Source organism: Humibacter ginsengisoli, from assembly GCF_054780095.1.
The window spans coordinates 1-16,392 of record NZ_BAAGWZ010000006.1 but is presented as its reverse complement, the minus strand read 5'-3'; the positions used below and the strand labels follow the sequence as shown (position 1 = coordinate 16,392).

The window sequence follows — 16,392 nt, the reverse complement described above, 5'->3', positions numbered from 1 at the left end:
GCCCGTGCTCACTTTCCGTACTTCTTGTGGTGCGGGTTTTCCCAGATCACCGAGCCGCCCTGGCCGAGGCCAACGCACATGGCGGTCAGGCCATAGCGCACCTCGGGGTGCTGTTCGAACTGACCCGCGAGCTGGATCATCAGCCGCACCCCGCTCGCGGCCAGCGGATGCCCGATCGCGATCGCACCACCCCACTGGTTGACCCGCGGGTCGTCGTCGTCGATGCCGAAGTGGTCGAGGAAGCTCAGGACCTGAACAGCGAACGCCTCGTTCAACTCGAACAGGCCGATTTCGTCAATACCGAGGCCTGCGTTCTTCAGAGCGCGCTCCGTCGACGGGATCGGCCCGATGCCCATCACCTCGGGCTCGACGCCCGCGAACGCGAACGACACCATCCGCATCTTCGGGGTGAGGCCGAACTCCTTCGCTGCGCGCGAGGAGGCCAGCAGCGACGCGGTGGCGCCGTCGGTAAGAGGAGACGCGTTTCCGGCCGTCACGCGCCCGTGCGGACGGAACGGCGTCTTCAGGGTGGCGAGGCCCTCCATGGTGGTATCCGGACGCATGCCTTGGTCTTCTGTGGCGAGGCCCCAACCGGTCTCGCTCCGGTACGAGACCGGCACCAGGTCCGCCTGGATGTCGCCTGTCGCGTACGCCGCGGCGAGCTTCTGCTGGCTGCGCATGCCGAACCGGTCTGACCGTTCCTTCGTCAGCTGAGGGAAGCGGTCGTGCAGACGTTCGGCGGTGTTGCCCATGTTGAGCGCAGCCGGATCGACGAGTTTCTCCGCCACGAACCGCGGGTTCGGGTCGACGCCCTGACCCATCGGGTGGTGCCCCATGTGCTCGACGCCGCCGGCGATGACCACGTCGTACTGCCCGAACGCGATGCCGGATCCGGTCGTCGTGACGGCCGTCATGGCGCCGGCACACATGCGGTCGATCGCGAAACCGGGCACCGTCGTCGGCAGGCCTGCGAGGATCGCCGCCGAGCGTCCGAGGGTCAGGCCCTGATCGCCCTGTTGCGTCGTGGCCGCAATGGCGACGTCATCCACCCTGTCCTTGGGCAGTCCCGGATTGCGCTCGAGCAGTCCGACGATCGACTTCACCGCCAGGTCGTCGGCCCGGGTGTTCCAGTAGATGCCCTTGTCGCCCGCCCGTCCGAACGGGGTTCGTACCCCGTCCACGAACAGCACGTCAGCTCTTTCGGCCACTTCGCCTCCCATTTCGCAGTCATCAGAGGCCCGAAGGCAGGCGGCACCCGCATCCGGAACCTCTTATGCAGATCCTAGAAACCGCGCCCGGCCGCCGAGAATCGATTGGGTGTTCCTACGAAGCGGATTCGGACGGCTCGACAGGGGATTGGCCCGCTTCGACAAACGCTGCGGCGACGATGCCTGCAGTCGCCTCAACCTGCCACGGGCGGGCATCCGCGTCGTGCATCGCTGCGGCGATCGTCGCCTCGTCGACGGTCTCGGGTGGTGACCACGCCAGACGACGCAGGGTCTCGGGGGAGAGGAGGTTCTCCACCGGCATGTGCAGTTCCTCGGCACGTGCAATGACGGCGGCACGCGCCGACCGTAGCCGCTCGTTCGCCTCCGGGTTGCGATCAGCCCACGCGCGCGGCGGCGGGATGCTCTCCCCGCTGGATCGCAGCACGGGAAGGTCGTCGGTGGTGCGGCCGCGACTCACGGCATCCCACCACCTGTCGATCTCCGTGCGGCTGGCACGCCCCGTGAACTCGCGCATACCGACGAGTTCGCGCTTGCTCTCCGGCATGGCTTTGGCCACAGCGGTGATCGAGGCGTCCGGGAGCAGCCGTCCCGGCGCGATGTCTTTGCTCCGAGCGAGTTCGTCCCTGGCATGCCAGAGTTCCCTGGCCACGGCGAGGTTGCGAAGCCCGCGTATCGAGTGCACGCCCGACAGCCGCCGCCAGGGCTCGTTGCGTGCCGGCTTGGGGCTGCGTGCGAGCTCGTAGGCGAACTCCTGGGCAGCGATCTGAAGCTTCTCGTCTTTCTGCAGAAGCTCCTGCTCGGCCTCCATCAGGTCGACCAGGAGCTCCACATCGAGCGCGGCATACGTGAGCCACGGGGCGGGAAGCGGTCGTGTCGACCAGTCGGCGGCCGAGTGCTCCTTCGCCAGATGGATGCCGAGCAGTTCCTGCACGATCGTGGCCAGCCCGACCCGCGGAAATCCGAGCAGGCGGGCGCCGAGCTCCGTATCGAAGATGGTGGCAGGATCGAGGCCCACCTCGCGCAGGCAGGCGAGGTCCTGACTGGCGGCATGCAGGATCCACGGCACGTCGCCCACCGCGTCCTGCAGCGCAGAGAAGTCGCCCAGTGCAGGCGGGTCGAACAGGAAGACCCCTGCGTCTCGCCGGAACATCTGGATCAAATACGCTCGCTGCGAGTACCGGAAACCGGACGCGCGTTCGGCATCCACTCCCACGGGACCCGTGCCAGCCCGCAGCGCGTCGACTGCCCGGCTGAATTCGGAAACGGAGTCGACGACGTGGTACTCAGTCACGCGATGTTCTCCGCTGGGTGAGGAGCCGAACCCCGTCGGGCAGCGGAGGGATGCCTGCGAGCATGCACAACAGGTCGCCCCACGCCTCGACGTGGGCGCGCATGTCGAAGTCGCCGGGCGTCCAGGATGCGCGCAGTTCGATCTGTGCACCGTCGCCCTGCCTGGCCAGCTCCCCGAATCCGGTCGAGATCACCTTGGTCGCCGTACCCGAGGCGGAGGTGTAATCGGCGCCGCGCTCGTCGAGCGCGTCGATCAGCCACGACCAGGTGACGTCGGCGAGGAACGGATCGAGACCGATGTCCGTCTCCAGCGGAGCCTGCGCGAAGCACACGACGCGGAACGTCCCGCCCCACTCCTCGGGCGCGGATGGATCGTAGAGCAGCACGAACCGTCCGGTGCCCAGGTCGGAATCCCGTCCGTGTCTCACGGGCGCGATGTCGGCGGCCAGCGCGATCGCGTACGGCGCCAATCCCGTCGGTGCCGGGATCTCATCGATGCTCAACTCCTTGCGAGCATCGAAGCGGCGCACGGAGTCGGCGGCCGCGGCGAACTCCGCAGGGATGCCGGGGGCCGCGGGTGTAGGGGACACGTTGGCAGACTAGAGTTTCGGCTCGGGAGTTGACCGAAGGCACGCCGCGTCCTGCGGCCGCCTTCGCCCGGAGGGGAGTGTCGGTGGGCCGGCTGACCAAGGTTCTCGTTCCGTTCGCCGTCCTCGGCGCCGTCGGTGTCGCGCTCGCGGCAGGCTACGTCACGGCGGCGACGGTCGTCGCCAAGATGGTGGTGACGCCGGCCAGGCGCAAACGGGAGGATGCCGGCATCCGGTCGGTCGCAGCCGATCTGTCCACGGTCACCCTGGGCGGCAACGCCGACGCCCTCCGCGTACCCGGACGGTACGGGCTCTGGTTCTCGAACGATCGCGGCTATGCGCGCATCGGCGACATCCTCGAGCTTGCGGACGACGGATCGGTCACCCGCGAGGTCGAGTCCGTCGTCTGGGGCGATCTGCGCTCCGCACGGCATGGCCGCCTCAGCAGCTGGTACTACACGTCGCCCAGCGACCTCGGTCTACCGGTCGAGAGCGTCGATGTGCCCGTCGACGACGGAGTGGCTCCGGCCTGGCTCTTCCCGGCTGAGCGTCCGACGGATCGTTGGGCCGTCCACATTCACGGGCGAGGGACTCAACGCCAGGAGACGCTCAGAGGGGTTCCGGTCTTCCACGAGAAGGGATTCACGTCGCTCGTCGCGAGCTACCGCAACGACGGTGACGCGCCGTCCAGCTCCGACGGCCGTTACGGCCTGGGATCGACGGAGTGGCGGGATGTCGACTCGGCCATCGCGTACGCGCTCGCTCACGGCGCACGGCACGTCGTTCTGATGGGATGGTCGATGGGCGGCGCGATCGTGCTGCAGGCATCCGTTCGGTCCGCGCATGCCGACAGCGTGCGGGGAATCGTGCTGGACTCGCCGGTCGTGGACTGGCTGGAGACGCTCGACTACCAGGCCGGGCTGATGCGGTTGCCGCGTGGCGTGGCCCAAGGTGCGCTCCTGCTGCTCGACTCGGCGTGGGCGACCGGAGTGATCGGGCAGGACGCTCCCGTGGGCCTCGCCGGGCTCGACTTCACGATGCGCGCCCACGAACTGGACGTTCCAGTGCTCCTGATGCACAGCGATGACGATGGGTACGTTCCGGCGGATGCCTCGCACAGGCTGGCAGCAAGCCGCCCGGACATCGTCACGCTCGTGTCGTTCCGCCAGGCCAAGCACACCAAGCTCTGGAACTACGACCGGGATCGCTGGACCTCGGCCGTCTCGTCATGGCTCAACGAACTCATCGACTCTCTCGAGCAGACGCGGGAACCGGCGTAGTCGCCGGTTCCCGCGTCACGCACCGCGCTTCAGCCGAACCTGGTGCTTGGTGCGACCGAGCAGGGCGGTCATACCGCGCACCCGCAGCGGTGAGACGGCTTCGGTGAGCCCGAGCTCCTGCGGGTAGTCGTCTGGAACCGCCAACACCTCGTCCGCCGTGAGTCCCGCGAGCCCTTGCGCGAGAATCGACGCGAAGCCCCTCGTGGTCGGCGACTCCTTCGGAGCCGTGGCGTAGAGCTGCACAATCCCGTCGTCGTCGACCTCCACGAAGATGAAGACCGGGGACTGACACTCGACGACGCGCTCGAAGAGGTCCGGATGATCGCGATAGCGCTCCGGAAGCTCCGGCAGTTCATTGGAGAACTCCAGCAGCAGCTGCAGGCGGTCACGGAGTTCCAGCGCAAGGAACTCCTCCTTGATCTCCTGCAGTGTGGCGGGGAGCGTGGCGTTCGTCATCAGGTTTCTATTGTCTCAGACCGGTCCGAATCTCTCAGGCGGGTCAGGCGGCCGGGACCTCTCCGCGCTCGGCGCCCTTCACGATCGGAACCCGCACGGCGCTGCCCCACTCGGTCCAGGAACCGTCGTAGTTGCGCACATTGGTGAAGCCGAGCAGGTGCGTGAGCACGAACCAGGTGTGGCTCGAGCGCTCGCCGATCCGGCAGTACGCGATCACGTCGTCGCCGTCCTGCAAGCCGGCTTCGCCCTTGTAGATCGCCTCGAGCTCGTCACGGTTCTTGAACGTGGCATCCGGAGCGGCAGCCCGTGCCCACGGGACGGATGCGGCGGACGGGATGTGACCGGGGCGAAGCGCGCTCTCGGTGGGATAACCGGGGATCTCGGTGCGCTCTCCGGTGTACTCCTCGGGCGAGCGCACGTCGATGAGGGGGCCGCTTCCAAGATGTGAGAGCACGTCCTCTTTGAACGCGCGCACCTTGGAGTCGTCGCGCTCCACAACCGGGTACTCGGCAGCCTTCGGCGTCGGCACATCGGTCGTGATCTCGCGGCCCTCCGCGATCCACTTGTCGCGACCGCCGTCGAGAAGACGGACATCCTCGTGTCCGAACAGCGTGAAGATCCACAGCGCGTACGCGGCCCACCAGTTGTTCTTGTCTCCGTAGATCACGACGGTGGTGTCGCGGGAGATGCCCTTCTCACTGAGAAGCTGCGCGAAGCGCTCACCCGAGACGAAATCACGAAGCACAGGGTCGTTCAGGTCGGTGTGCCAGTCGATCTTGACCGCAGTCGGGATGTGACCGGTCTCGTACAGCAGCACGTCTTCGTCGGATTCCACTACCGCGAGACCCTCATCGCCGAGGTGTTCGGCGAGCCATTCCGTGCTCACCAGCCTCTCGGGATGTGCGTACTCGGCGAACTTCGCGGAATCGTCGAATCCCACGGTCATGGTTTCCTCCTCGTAGTAGGGGTGCTGCTCGTTCTGGGCAGAAGCGCCTCGGATATCGCGGCTGCGCTACTCAAAGGCTCAATCGGCTCGGTGATGCGAGCAAGCTCCCATCACGCTCACCTCAATCGCCTCTATCCTTGTTGCCAAGTCCCTCACGCGAACTTACGCGCCACCGCCTGGCAACCGCAGGGGCACTGTAAGACTTCGACACGTTAGGACCTGGATGGCCGCGCACGCGCTTCCCACCGCCGATCGCCTCACCGAAGTGACGCCGTCGATCACGGGCCGCGAGATCGCTGCCGAGCTCGTTCCACCGCCGCAGTTCCACACTGCCACGTTCGAGTCGTATCGTCCCGACCGGGATTTCCCGTCTCAGGCCGCGGCGGTGCAGACCCTCACGTCGTTCGCGCGCACCTGGGAGCCGCCGCAACCGGGCGGCTTTTTCGGCTGGGGCCGCAAGAAGCTTGAGGAGCACAAGCCGGGCGTCTACCTCGACGGTGGCTTCGGTGTGGGCAAGACGCACCTGCTTGCCGCCTTGTGGCACGTCGCACCGGCGCCGAAGTACTTCGGCACGTTCATCGAGTACACGGCCCTCGTCGGAGCGCTCGGCTTTCAGCCGACGATCGATCTGCTGCGGGGCTCGAAGCTGATCTGCATTGACGAGTTCGAGTTGGACGATCCGGGCGACACCATGATGATGACCCGGCTGCTCGGTGCGCTCGTCGACAGCGGCACCCGCATCGCTGCGACGTCGAACACGCCTCCCCAGGCTCTCGGGGAAGGGCGATTCGCGGCTTCGGACTTCCTCAGGGAGATCCAGTCTTTGTCGTCGCATTTCGAGACCGTGCGCATCGACGGCCTCGACTACCGCAGACGCGACGTGTCCGGCGTGGCGGCGACGGTCGACGACGAGACGCTCGCCCGGGTCGTCGACGCGATCGCCGCCAGGGGAGAGCACGTGACGGCGGACCGGTTCCGCGACGTCGTCGATCACCTTGCCACCGTGCATCCGTCGAAGTACATCAAGCTCGTAGCGGACGTCGACGTGATCGCGCTCGCCGGCGTCGAGCAGCTGCACGATCAGATGGAGGCACTGCGGTTCGTCGCGTTCGTGGACCGGGTATACGACGCGGAGATCCCGATCGTCGCCAGCGGCGTGCCGTTGAACGACGTCTTCGACGCCGAGATGCTTCAGGGCGGTTACCGCAAGAAGTACCTGCGCGCGGTGTCCCGGCTCATCGCGCTGACGTCGGGCGAACTCCCGCCGCACGACTGAGCCCGCATCACCACGACGCGGGGCCCCCGAAACACGCTGTTTACAACCGCGCTTTCCCTGTAACCGGCGCGAAACACACGAACCTCTCTCACGAAATCTCCCGGCAGCAGACTGACGACACCTCACCGGGCATACGGCACCCGAGCCGCGGTGATGGAGACACCGGCATTCGTTAGAGGGAGACCCCATGTTGTTGCACGCAGCGGCCGCCTACGATGCGCAGACGAGCGTCAACTCGCTGTGGCTGCTCGTCGCAGCAGCACTCGTACTGCTCATGACGCCGGGCGTGGCGTTCTTCTACGGGGGGATGGTCAAGGCGAAGAGCGTCATCAGCATGATGATGATGAGCTTCGGTGCCATCGCCATCGTCGGTGTTCTCTGGGTGCTGTATGGCTACGGGCTCGCGTTCGGCAAGCCGCTCATTCCGGGATGGCTGGGAACCCCGGACTGGGGCCTGGCGAGCCTGCTCGGCAAGGACGGCACCACACCGGACCTGAACGGCCTCGCGTTCGCCGGATTCCAGGCGACGTTCGCCATCATCACGGTGGCGCTGATCTCCGGCGCCATCGCCGACCGTGCTCGCTTCGGCTCGTGGATGATCTTCGCCGGCATCTGGGTCACGCTCGTCTACTTCCCAGTCGCGTTCTGGGTGTTCAATCTGCAGAACGGCTGGATCGCGCACACTCTGCACGTCAACGACTTCGCGGGCGGCACGGCCGTGCACATCAACGCCGGTGCTGCGGGGCTCGCATTGGCCCTCGTGCTGGGCAAGCGTGTCGGGTTCCAGAAGGGCATGAGCAAGCCGCACAACGTGCCCCTCACGCTGCTCGGCGCAGCACTCCTGTGGTTCGGATGGTTCGGGTTCAACGCGGGCTCGGAGGCCGCGGTCGATGGAATCGCCGCACTCGCGTGGATCAACACCCTCGCCGCTCCCGCCGCCGCCACGATCGGCTGGCTCGTCGTAGAGCGCATCAAGGACGGCAAGCCCACCTCGATCGGTGCCGCTTCCGGCGCCGTCGCCGGCCTCGTCGCGATCACCCCGGCCTGCAACATCCTGACGCCGTTCTGGGCGATTGTGCTCGGACTGCTGGTAGGTGCGGTGTGCGCCTTCACGATCGAGCTGAAGTTCAAGCTGGGCTTCGACGACTCGCTCGACGTCGTCGGCATCCACCTCATCGGCGGCCTCATCGGAACGCTGTACATCGGCATCTTCGGCCTGACGCACGTCGACGGCGATCCGACGAAGCCGTACTCGAGCCTGCTTTACGGCGGCAGCTTCCTGCAGCTCGGCGCGCAAGCGATCGGCGCGTTCAGCGTGATGATCTATTCGTTCGCCCTGGCGTTCGCGATCGGCTGGGCCATTCAGAAGACCATGGGCTTCCGGGTCAAGACCGAGGATGAGATCGCCGGCGTCGACACCATCGTGCACGGCGAGGAAGGCTACGTGCTCGAGAACGTCTGACCGGCAGATACTCCGCCTGATACAGAAGAAGGACCCGGCAGGTTCCGGGTCCTTCTTCTTTTGGTGCTCCGTTTGTGGGCGATACCAGACTCGAACTGATGACCTCTTCCGTGTGAAGGAAGCGCGCTACCAACTGCGCCAATCGCCCGCGAGCATCGATATCTCGACTGCCGCGGGTACCGATACTAGCCGACGTTGAGCCGGCCACGCACATCGCGGAGCGGTCCGGGCGAGTCCTTCTTCGCGACACGCGCGAGGGGCGACACGCACCTGCCGTCGGTTTGAACATCGGAAGGATGATCGGCTACAGTTTCAAGGCACGCAGAAATGCGAGCAAATGCGGATGTGGCGCAGTTGGTAGCGCATCACCTTGCCAAGGTGAGGGTCGCGAGTTCGAGTCTCGTCATCCGCTCGAGTGTGAGTCGGCCGCCGGCCGATGCATGGATGTGGGAAGCCACACACGAACCCACACACGGTGGCGTGGCCGAGAGGCGAGGCAGCGGCCTGCAAAGCCGTATACACGGGTTCGAATCCCGTCGCCACCTCCACTCTCGACTTCGGTCGGACAAAGCAACAGCCTTTACAGGCGCGATTGGCGCAGCGGTAGCGCGCTTCCCTGACACGGAAGAGGTCACTGGTTCGATCCCAGTATCGCGCACAGAGCAGAAACAGCCTCTGATCGGGAATTATCCGGTCAGAGGCTGTTCTGATCTCCGGGCCGTTCCTTTCGCGTGCCATTCCGCGCAGTCCGTCCAACGAAAGTGACGGGTTCGACTGGCGAGATCTGGACTGGCCGACTTCTGCCATGCCCCGTGCGTGATGCTTGGGAATTGATCTGACCGGAGGAGACAGCGACGGGGCCGACCGTCGCGGGAGCCGCCGACGGATGCGCAAGTCGCGCGGGTCGCGGACTGCTCAAGCCGTAGCTGCAGGTGCTCCGGTGGAGGGCTGATCGAAGAGCGCTTCGCACTCGTGGCACCCGAACCGGCGCGGCCCGTCGGGCTCGACCACGCATCCGGCGTAGAAAACATCTCCAGGGCGCTCCAACTGGCCGTAGACGGCGCGCGCGATGCGCTCAGAGCCACAGACAGGGCATCGACGGGTCGGCACGGCGGCAATCATGCCATCGACCACCGACACGCGCTAGGTCAGGGCTGAGCGCTCCAGGGTCTGTAACCCGGCATTCACTCGGAGTCCGGATAGGCGCCGATGATGGAACTCTCAGCCCCGCCAGCTGCGCCGCGCAGGTGACCGCGACCCTCGACACATACGGTTGACCCCGACCACGAGGGGGAAAGCCATGGACGCACTGCTGACGACGCAGATCATCGGCGGCCCCGTTCCGTGGATCTTGTGCGTCCTGTCGGCCGTCTTCGTGCTGCTGCTGGTTCTCCGGCGGCCGAGCCCGCGATGGATGGTCCTTGCGGCGGCGGGCATCCTCGCGGGAGCACTCATCGCGTTCGTGTTCGTGCTCATCGCAGACGCGACGGGGATGTTCGAGATACCGCTTCCGGCCGAGGTTGCCATCTGGTGCGTAGCGACGTTCGCAGCGGTGGGACTCGCCATCGTCAGTCTTTGGAGGACGCGGTGGCGGAGACGGGCGATTGCGATCGTGGGCATCGCCGTCTTCGTGATCACCGGCACCGTGCAGGTGAACGCCGTGTTCGGTCTCAATCCAACGATCGGCGACCTGCTCGGCGTCGTCGTTCGGCATCCGATCAAACTTCCCAAGGCGCATGCGACCTCTTCGCCCACCACCGGGGAGCCTCTGGCGGCCACGTGGGTTGCACCACACGACATGCCGACCATCGGACGGGTGGGCACGGTCACCATCCCGGCGCCGGTGTCGAGGTTCCATGCACGTCCGGCAGGCCTCTACCTGCCCCCGGCAGCCCTTGTGAAGGACGCGCCGGCCCTGCCGCTCGTCATCATGATGATGGGATACCCGGGCACACCGAATCCGGACCCGATCTCGGCCGTCATGAACCGATTCGCGAGCCAGCATGAAGGACTCGCACCGATCGTCGTCGTCGCAGACCAGGTCGGGACGGACGGCGACCCGGCCTGCGCCGATTCCGCGGCTCGTGGAGACGCGGCCACCTACGTCAAGACGGATGTCCTCGACTGGGCGAAGTCGCACCTGCACATCATCCAGGACCCCCGGTACTGGGTGATCGCCGGATACTCCAACGGTGCGACCTGCGCCGTCAAGTTCGCGGCGCAAGATCCGGATGTCTTCCGCAACGTGCTCTCGGTCTCGCCCGAGGAATACCCGGGAATGCACTACTCGCAGACGGTCATCCAGTCGGTGTACGCCGGTGACCGCAGCGCATGGGCGGCGGACAAGCCGGAGGCCATCCTCGCCGCGCATACGGGTTCGTACTCGGGCGTCGACGCGGTGATCACGACCGGAGCGCTCGACACGGCGTTCGGACCGGCGACACGCTCCCTAGCGACGTCGGCTGCGGCTGCCGGCATGCACGTGACACTGCTGACGCTTCCCGGCGTCGCTCACGTCGGAAAGAACCTCGCCGACGGACTCACGGCCGGGTTCGCGCGTCTCGCCCCGGCACTGGGCCTCGCGGCACCCTGCGAGGGATGCTCCCAAGCGGCAGGGTGATATCGGGATCGCCCCTAGAGTAGAAGGCATCCCTTTTCGCCCCACCGACTCAGGAGTGGACAGTGCCGGACGGTTTCGAGCTCTTCCCCGACCGTTCCGTTGTCGCCATGCGCGTCAACGGTGAGTTGAAGGATCTCGCGACCACGGTGACTACGGACGACGATGTCGTCCCGGTGGACATCGATTCACCGGATGGCCTGAACATCCTTCGGCACTCGACGGCGCACGTGCTCGCGCAGGCGGTGCAGTCGATCAACCCGGAGGCGAAGCTGGGCATCGGTCCCCCTGTGACCGACGGCTTCTATTACGACTTCGACGTCGCGGAGTCGTTCACGCCGGAGGATCTGAAGTCGCTCCAGAAGGCGATGGATCGCATCGTGCGGCAGGGCCAGCGATTCGTGCGCCGGGTCGTCACCGATGATGAGGCGCGAGGGGAGCTGGCCGACGAGCCCTACAAGCTCGAACTCATCGGACTGAAGGGCGGGTCGGCATCCGCTGACGCGCTCGGGCAGGACAACGAAGAAGTCGAGGTCGGCCACGGAGAGCTGACCATCTACGACAACGTCGACCCGAAGACGGGCGAGGTGATCTGGAAAGACCTCTGTCGGGGTCCGCATCTGCCGAACACCCGGCTGATCGGAAATGGCTTCGCGCTCACCCGAGTCGCGGCCGCTTACTGGCGGGGGAGTGAGAAGAACCCGCAGCTGCAGCGCATCTACGGCACCGCATGGCCCACCAAGGACGAGCTGCGCGCTTACCAGGAGCGCATGGCAGAGGCGGCGCGACGCGACCACCGCAAGCTCGGTGCCGAGCTCGACCTGTTCTCGTTCCCCGACGAGATCGGCTCCGGGCTGTCGGTGTTCCATCCGAAGGGCGGGATCGTCCGCTACGAGATCGAGGACTACCTCCGGAAGCAGCTGCTGCGCAACGGCTATGAACTGGTCAACACTCCGCACATCACCAAGGCGCACCTGTACGAGATCAGCAAGCACCTCGAGTGGTACGCGGACGGCATGTTCCCTCCCATGCATGTGGACGAGGAGACGGATGCCGACGGCATCGTCGTCAAACCCGGGCAGGACTACTACCTGAAGCCGATGAACTGCCCGATGCACAACCTGATCTTCCGGGCGCGCGGCCGCAGCTATCGCGAACTGCCACTGCGCCTTGCCGAGTTCGGAACCGTGTACCGGTACGAGAAAAGCGGAACACTCTCCGGCCTCACCCGGGTGCGCGGGCTGACGCAGGACGACGCGCACGCCTACGTCGCGCCCGAGCAGGTCAAGGCCGAGATCGCCACGCAGCTCGAGCTGGTGCTGGAGACCCTGCGCGGATACGGCCTCAGCGACTTCTATCTCGAGCTGTCGACGAAGGACCCGGAGAAGTACGTCGGAGACGACGCCGTCTGGGAGGAGGCGACCGAGACCCTGCGTCAAGTCGCGCTGGAGTCGGGGCTAGAACTCGTGGACGACCCGGGCGGAGCTGCGTTCTACGGCCCCAAGATCTCGGTGCAGGCGCGAGATGCCATCGGCCGCACCTGGCAGCTCTCCACCGTGCAGCTCGACTTCTTCGAGCCTGAGCTGTTCGAGCTGGAGTACACGGCGGCCGACGGCACACGCAAGCGGCCGGTGATGATTCACCGTGCCCTTCTCGGGTCGATCGAACGGTTCTTCGCCATCCTGCTCGAGCACTATGCCGGCGCCTTCCCGGTCTGGCTGTCGCCGGTGCAGGTCGTCGGCATCCCCGTCGCCGAGGAGTACGCGCCGTACCTTGAAGAGGTCGCACGGCGGCTTCGCGAGCACGACGTGCGTGTCGAGGTGGATCGCTCGGACGACCGCATGCAGAAGAAGATCCGCAATGCGACGACGCAGAAGGTGCCGTTCCAGTTGATCGTGGGGGAGCAGGACCGAGCGGCCGGTACGGTCAGCTTCCGTTTCCGCGACGGCTCGCAACTCAACGGGGTTCCGATCGACGACGCGATCGAGCGCATCCTTCGCTCCATTCGCGATCACGAGCAGGTCGTCACGGCATGGCCCGCCTGACGCTGGATTCTTACGATCCGGTCCAGGACGACGAGCCGCGGCAGGCACAGGGGGATGACGCTCAGCGGGTTGAGTTGGACGACCCGTCGCTGCTCGCCGGTGTGCCCGACGAGTTCCAGCGGCTGTGGACGCCGCATCGCATGGTGTACATCCAGCAGGGGCAGCAGGCACCGCACGCCGGCGAATGCCCTTTCTGCGTGGCTCCTTCGCTGTCGGACGAGCAGTCCCTGATCGTGCATCGCGGCGTGCACGCATACGCTCTGCTGAACCTGTTCCCGTACAACAGTGGCCATCTGCTGGTTTGTCCGTACCGTCACGTGTCGTTGTACGACGAGGCGACGCCGGAGGAGACCGACGAGATCGCGACGATCACGCAGACCGCGATGCGAGTCATCCGTTCGGTGTCACGCAACGATGGGTTCAACATCGGTATGAACCAGGGCGAGATCGCCGGCGCCGGCATCGCCTCGCATCTTCACCAGCACGTCGTGCCGAGGTGGCGTGCCGACGCCAACTTCCTGCCGATCATCGCCAAGACGAAGGCACTGCCGCAGCTTCTCGGGGAGGTGCGCCAGGCGATCGCGGATGCCTGGCCGGCCTGACTTCGCGGCGCTCGGGTCAGCGAATCTGCCGAACAGCGAACTGCAGTCGAGGCTGCGCGTAGAACTCCTGCGATTCCACGAGCAGCAGTTCCCGGGACCGGCGCTCATTCGTGAGGGCGAGCAGGTCGTAAACGCTCGAGACGGTGCGGCCGAGTGCATCGGCCGCGTCGGCGCTCGACCGGTAGTGGGCGGTGAACAGTGCCGCCGTGACGTCGCCAGAGCCGTTGGCTTTCATCGGAATCAGCGGGGTCTGAACGATCCAGGCGCCATGCTCATCGACCGCGAGCATCTCGATCGTGTCCGGTTCCCGGTCGGGGCGCTCGACGCTGGTGACCAGCACGACGTCCGGGCCCGCCGCTCGCAGCGCGTCGACGGCGGCGAGGGTCGATTCCAGGGTGCGGGGCTGCGTGTCGGTGAGGTAACCGAGTTCGAACTGGTTCGGCGTCACGATGTCGGCCGAGGGCACCACGCGGTCGCGCAGCAGAACCGGAATCTCCGGCGCGACGAAGCATCCGGACTTCGTGTTGCCCATCACGGGATCGCACGCGTAGATCGCGTTCGGGTTGGCTGCCTTCACTCGAGAGACGGCGTCGAGGATCACATCGCCGATCCCGTCGCTGCCCTGGTAGCCGGAGAGCACAACGTCGATCTCGGGAAAGACTCCGCGATCCTCGATGCCCGCGATGACCTCGGCGACGTCGGCCGGTGCGATCAGCGGTCCACGCCACGCTCCGTATCCGGTGTGGTTGGAGAAGTTCACCGTGTACACCGGCAGAACCTCGACTCCGATGCGTTCAAGGGGGAAGACGGCGGCAGAGTTGCCGACGTGCCCGTATGCGACGGCGGACTGGATCGAGAGGACCTTCACCGGTCGATCATGCCATGTCGGGAATCCCGATTTCCCGTCCGCCACGACGGCGACGACCTCGATGCCGGACAGCGCCGGTTCCCGTTCGCAACTGCGCCACTCAAAGACTCCATCGGCTCGGTTGAGCGAGCGAGCTCGCTCAACTCTCGCCTCAGTCGCCTCTATCGCAGCTGCGCCACTCAAAGGCTCCATCGGCTCGGTCGAGCGAGCGAGCTCGCTCAACTCTCGCCTGACGCGAAAGTCGGTGGTGGGTTATGCGGCTGCTGGGGTGAGGTGTAGCCGAGGTTGCGGAGTTTTCGTAGGGCGTTGTTCTTGGTCTTGTCGGGGTTCATGTGTGCGTAGTAGTCGGCCCCGAGGTCGTGCCAGGTTTCACCGGTGTTGAGCATGCTCCAGCAGGCGACGAGGATGGTGTGCTCGATCGCGACGAGTGCTCGCATCCGTCCCCGTCTGGCAGCGATACGCCGGTATTTCGCGGCGAGGTACGAGTGGTTGACGTGCACGACGGACATCGCCGCGGTACCCAGCGCTCCTTTCAGATATCGGTTCCCTGGCCTGGTGTGCGTGGACTTGACGCGCCCGGCGGACTCGTTGGAGCCGGGACAGATCCCGGCCCAGGACGCCAGCTGTTCCGGGGTCGGGAACACGGTCATGTCGCCACCGGTTTCGGCCAGGATCACCTGCGCGACCTTGTCGGAGACGCCGGGGATCGTGGTCAACGCGTCGCAGGCGGCACGAAACGGGGACATCACCTGCTGGATACGCTCATCCAGACGGTCCTGCAACGCGTCCGCGGCATCGAGCTGGGTCAAAAGCTCACCGATCATGAACGCGTGGTGATCGTTGAACCGGGAAGCCCGTAACGCTTCAACCAGTTGACGGGTCTTGGTCGACAACGACCCCTTCGCGTACGAGGCGAGCACCTGCGGGTCACGTTCACCGGCAACCAAAGCGTTCAACATCGCACGGGAGGACACCCCGGTCAGGTCGGAGACCACGCTGGAGAGCTTGATCCCGGTCGACTCCAGGAACTTCTCCAACCGTTGCACGATCCTGGTCCGGTCCGTGGCTGCCTGCCGACGCGCCCGGGTGAGGTCCCGCAGCTCCCGGATCGGTGCTGGTGGCACGAACGAGGCCCGCAGCAGCCCATGTGCACCCAGCTGCGCCAGCCAGGCCGCGTCGGACACATCGGTCTTGCGTCCCGGGATGTTCCGCGCCTGCTTCGCGTTGACGAGCATCACCGGAAGCTGCTCCTCCATCAGGTAGTAGAACGGTTTCCAGTAATCACCCGTGGCTTCCATCACCACCGTGGTCACCGCCTGCTGCTGCAAGAACACGATCAACTCGGTAATCTGCGCCACCGTCGACCCCCAGGTCGACACCCTCGTGCTGAACGTGCCCGACCGTTTCCCCGGAACACGAACCGCGACCTTGACATCACGTTTGGAGATATCCATCCCCGCAGCACGCTCATGGATCAGATCCATTCCTCTGCCCTCCTGACACTGAGACCGGACCCGGAAGGGGGCAGGGTGAGTCAGGAATCTGACGCTCGTGCTGAAAGCAACAATCCACGGTTCCCGTGGCGCCCCCCGCATCACGCTCAATCACAGGCTCGAAGCACCAAGGCGAGCCGATGTCATCCGCGAACCGGCACCGCCAGCATCGGTGACGTCCCCTGGGGTGGTGTAGTTCTGGGCAGGGCGGCCGGCGTCGTGGACGTGGGCGAGCCATCGT

At 65.9% G+C, this 16,392-nt stretch carries 13 protein-coding genes and 4 tRNA genes; 9 read left to right on the top strand and 8 right to left on the bottom strand.

The features are described 5' to 3' along the window. Positions 1–8 precede the first annotated feature (8 nt). The 3 genes from ACYVI5_RS08370 to ACYVI5_RS08360 all read right to left on the bottom strand — a co-directional run bounded on the left by ACYVI5_RS08370 (position 9) and on the right by ACYVI5_RS08360 (position 3,109). On the bottom strand, positions 9–1,208 hold the full coding sequence (locus ACYVI5_RS08370) for a thiolase family protein (RefSeq protein WP_460579805.1): 1,200 nt from the start codon (positions 1,206–1,208) through the stop codon (positions 9–11). Between the two features lie 115 nt (positions 1,209–1,323). Then, the gene (locus ACYVI5_RS08365; protein WP_460579804.1) at positions 1,324–2,520 is read right to left on the bottom strand and encodes a ribonuclease D; all 1,197 of its coding nucleotides are present in this window, start codon (positions 2,518–2,520) and stop codon (positions 1,324–1,326) included. Beyond that, the gene (locus tag ACYVI5_RS08360) at positions 2,513–3,109 is read right to left on the bottom strand and encodes a DUF3000 domain-containing protein (RefSeq protein ID WP_460529349.1); all 597 of its coding nucleotides are present in this window, start codon (positions 3,107–3,109) and stop codon (positions 2,513–2,515) included. The genes ACYVI5_RS08365 and ACYVI5_RS08360 overlap by 8 nt, the downstream gene beginning before the upstream one ends. A gap of 29 nt (positions 3,110–3,138) precedes the next feature. On the opposite strand from ACYVI5_RS08360, the gene ACYVI5_RS08355 reads away from it, so the two are divergent. After that, positions 3,139–4,386: an alpha/beta hydrolase family protein gene (locus ACYVI5_RS08355; RefSeq protein WP_460579803.1), complete on the top strand. Its 1,248-nt coding sequence runs from the start codon at positions 3,139–3,141 to the stop codon at positions 4,384–4,386. A 15-nt stretch (positions 4,387–4,401) separates the two neighbouring features. On the opposite strand, the gene ACYVI5_RS08350 is transcribed toward ACYVI5_RS08355, so the two are convergent. Continuing rightward, positions 4,402–4,842, bottom strand: a complete 441-nt coding sequence (locus ACYVI5_RS08350; protein ID WP_460529343.1) for a SufE family protein — start codon at positions 4,840–4,842, stop codon at positions 4,402–4,404. A gap of 43 nt (positions 4,843–4,885) precedes the next feature. Further along, on the bottom strand, positions 4,886–5,788 hold the full coding sequence (locus ACYVI5_RS08345) for a sulfurtransferase (RefSeq protein ID WP_460579802.1): 903 nt from the start codon (positions 5,786–5,788) through the stop codon (positions 4,886–4,888). Between the two features lie 223 nt (positions 5,789–6,011). Between ACYVI5_RS08345 and zapE the strand changes: the two genes are divergently transcribed. After that, complete coding sequence (zapE, locus tag ACYVI5_RS08340; RefSeq protein WP_460529337.1) at positions 6,012–7,064, top strand: cell division protein ZapE; 1,053 nt, start codon at positions 6,012–6,014, stop codon at positions 7,062–7,064. Positions 7,065–7,251: 187 nt separating this feature from the next. Beyond that, positions 7,252–8,526, top strand: coding sequence for an ammonium transporter (locus ACYVI5_RS08335; protein WP_460529334.1), 1,275 nt, complete (start codon positions 7,252–7,254; stop codon positions 8,524–8,526). A gap of 75 nt (positions 8,527–8,601) precedes the next feature. Here ACYVI5_RS08335 and ACYVI5_RS08330 read toward each other — a convergent pair. Then, a tRNA-Val gene (locus tag ACYVI5_RS08330) sits at positions 8,602–8,674 on the bottom strand. Positions 8,675–8,865: 191 nt separating this feature from the next. Between ACYVI5_RS08330 and ACYVI5_RS08325 the strand changes: the two genes are divergently transcribed. The 6 genes from ACYVI5_RS08325 (at position 8,866) to ACYVI5_RS08300 (ending at position 13,790) form a co-directional block, all read left to right on the top strand. Then, positions 8,866–8,938, top strand: a tRNA-Gly gene (locus tag ACYVI5_RS08325). A gap of 62 nt (positions 8,939–9,000) precedes the next feature. Then, positions 9,001–9,074 (top strand) — tRNA-Cys (locus ACYVI5_RS08320). Positions 9,075–9,112: 38 nt separating this feature from the next. Then, positions 9,113–9,184 (top strand) — tRNA-Val (locus ACYVI5_RS08315). Between the two features lie 642 nt (positions 9,185–9,826). Further along, entirely contained in the window at positions 9,827–11,146 is a 1,320-nt protein-coding gene (locus ACYVI5_RS08310) for an alpha/beta hydrolase (protein WP_460579801.1), read from the top strand. 107 nt (positions 11,147–11,253) lie between these two features. Continuing rightward, complete coding sequence (thrS, locus tag ACYVI5_RS08305; RefSeq protein ID WP_460580564.1) at positions 11,254–13,188, top strand: threonine--tRNA ligase; 1,935 nt, start codon at positions 11,254–11,256, stop codon at positions 13,186–13,188. Next, on the top strand, positions 13,176–13,790 hold the full coding sequence (locus tag ACYVI5_RS08300) for an HIT family protein (RefSeq protein ID WP_460579800.1): 615 nt from the start codon (positions 13,176–13,178) through the stop codon (positions 13,788–13,790). Before thrS ends, ACYVI5_RS08300 begins: the two co-directional genes overlap by 13 nt. A gap of 16 nt (positions 13,791–13,806) precedes the next feature. Here ACYVI5_RS08300 and pdxY read toward each other — a convergent pair whose 3' ends face one another. Next, positions 13,807–14,658 (bottom strand): pyridoxal kinase PdxY, encoded by an 852-nt coding sequence (gene pdxY, locus ACYVI5_RS08295; RefSeq protein ID WP_460579799.1) that lies wholly within the window; start codon positions 14,656–14,658, stop codon positions 13,807–13,809. A gap of 218 nt (positions 14,659–14,876) precedes the next feature. Continuing rightward, positions 14,877–16,142: an IS110 family RNA-guided transposase gene (locus ACYVI5_RS08290; protein ID WP_460579798.1), complete on the bottom strand. Its 1,266-nt coding sequence runs from the start codon at positions 16,140–16,142 to the stop codon at positions 14,877–14,879. Positions 16,143–16,392: the final 250 nt, after the last annotated feature.

Excerpts from the sequence above, each read along its gene's own strand:
- ACYVI5_RS08350 (WP_460529343.1), bottom strand. The coding sequence starts at position 4,842 with ATGACGAACGCCACGCTCCCCGCCACACTGCAGGAGATCAAGGAGGAG.
- ACYVI5_RS08345 (WP_460579802.1), bottom strand. The coding sequence starts at position 5,788 with ATGACCGTGGGATTCGACGATTCCGCGAAGTTCGCCGAGTACGCACAT.
- zapE (WP_460529337.1), top strand. The coding sequence starts at position 6,012 with ATGGCCGCGCACGCGCTTCCCACCGCCGATCGCCTCACCGAAGTGACG.
- ACYVI5_RS08335 (WP_460529334.1), top strand. The coding sequence starts at position 7,252 with ATGTTGTTGCACGCAGCGGCCGCCTACGATGCGCAGACGAGCGTCAAC.
- ACYVI5_RS08310 (WP_460579801.1), top strand. The coding sequence starts at position 9,827 with ATGGACGCACTGCTGACGACGCAGATCATCGGCGGCCCCGTTCCGTGG.
- thrS (WP_460580564.1), top strand. The coding sequence starts at position 11,254 with ATGCGCGTCAACGGTGAGTTGAAGGATCTCGCGACCACGGTGACTACG.
- ACYVI5_RS08300 (WP_460579800.1), top strand. The coding sequence starts at position 13,176 with ATGGCCCGCCTGACGCTGGATTCTTACGATCCGGTCCAGGACGACGAG.
- ACYVI5_RS08290 (WP_460579798.1), bottom strand. The coding sequence starts at position 16,142 with ATGGATCTGATCCATGAGCGTGCTGCGGGGATGGATATCTCCAAACGT.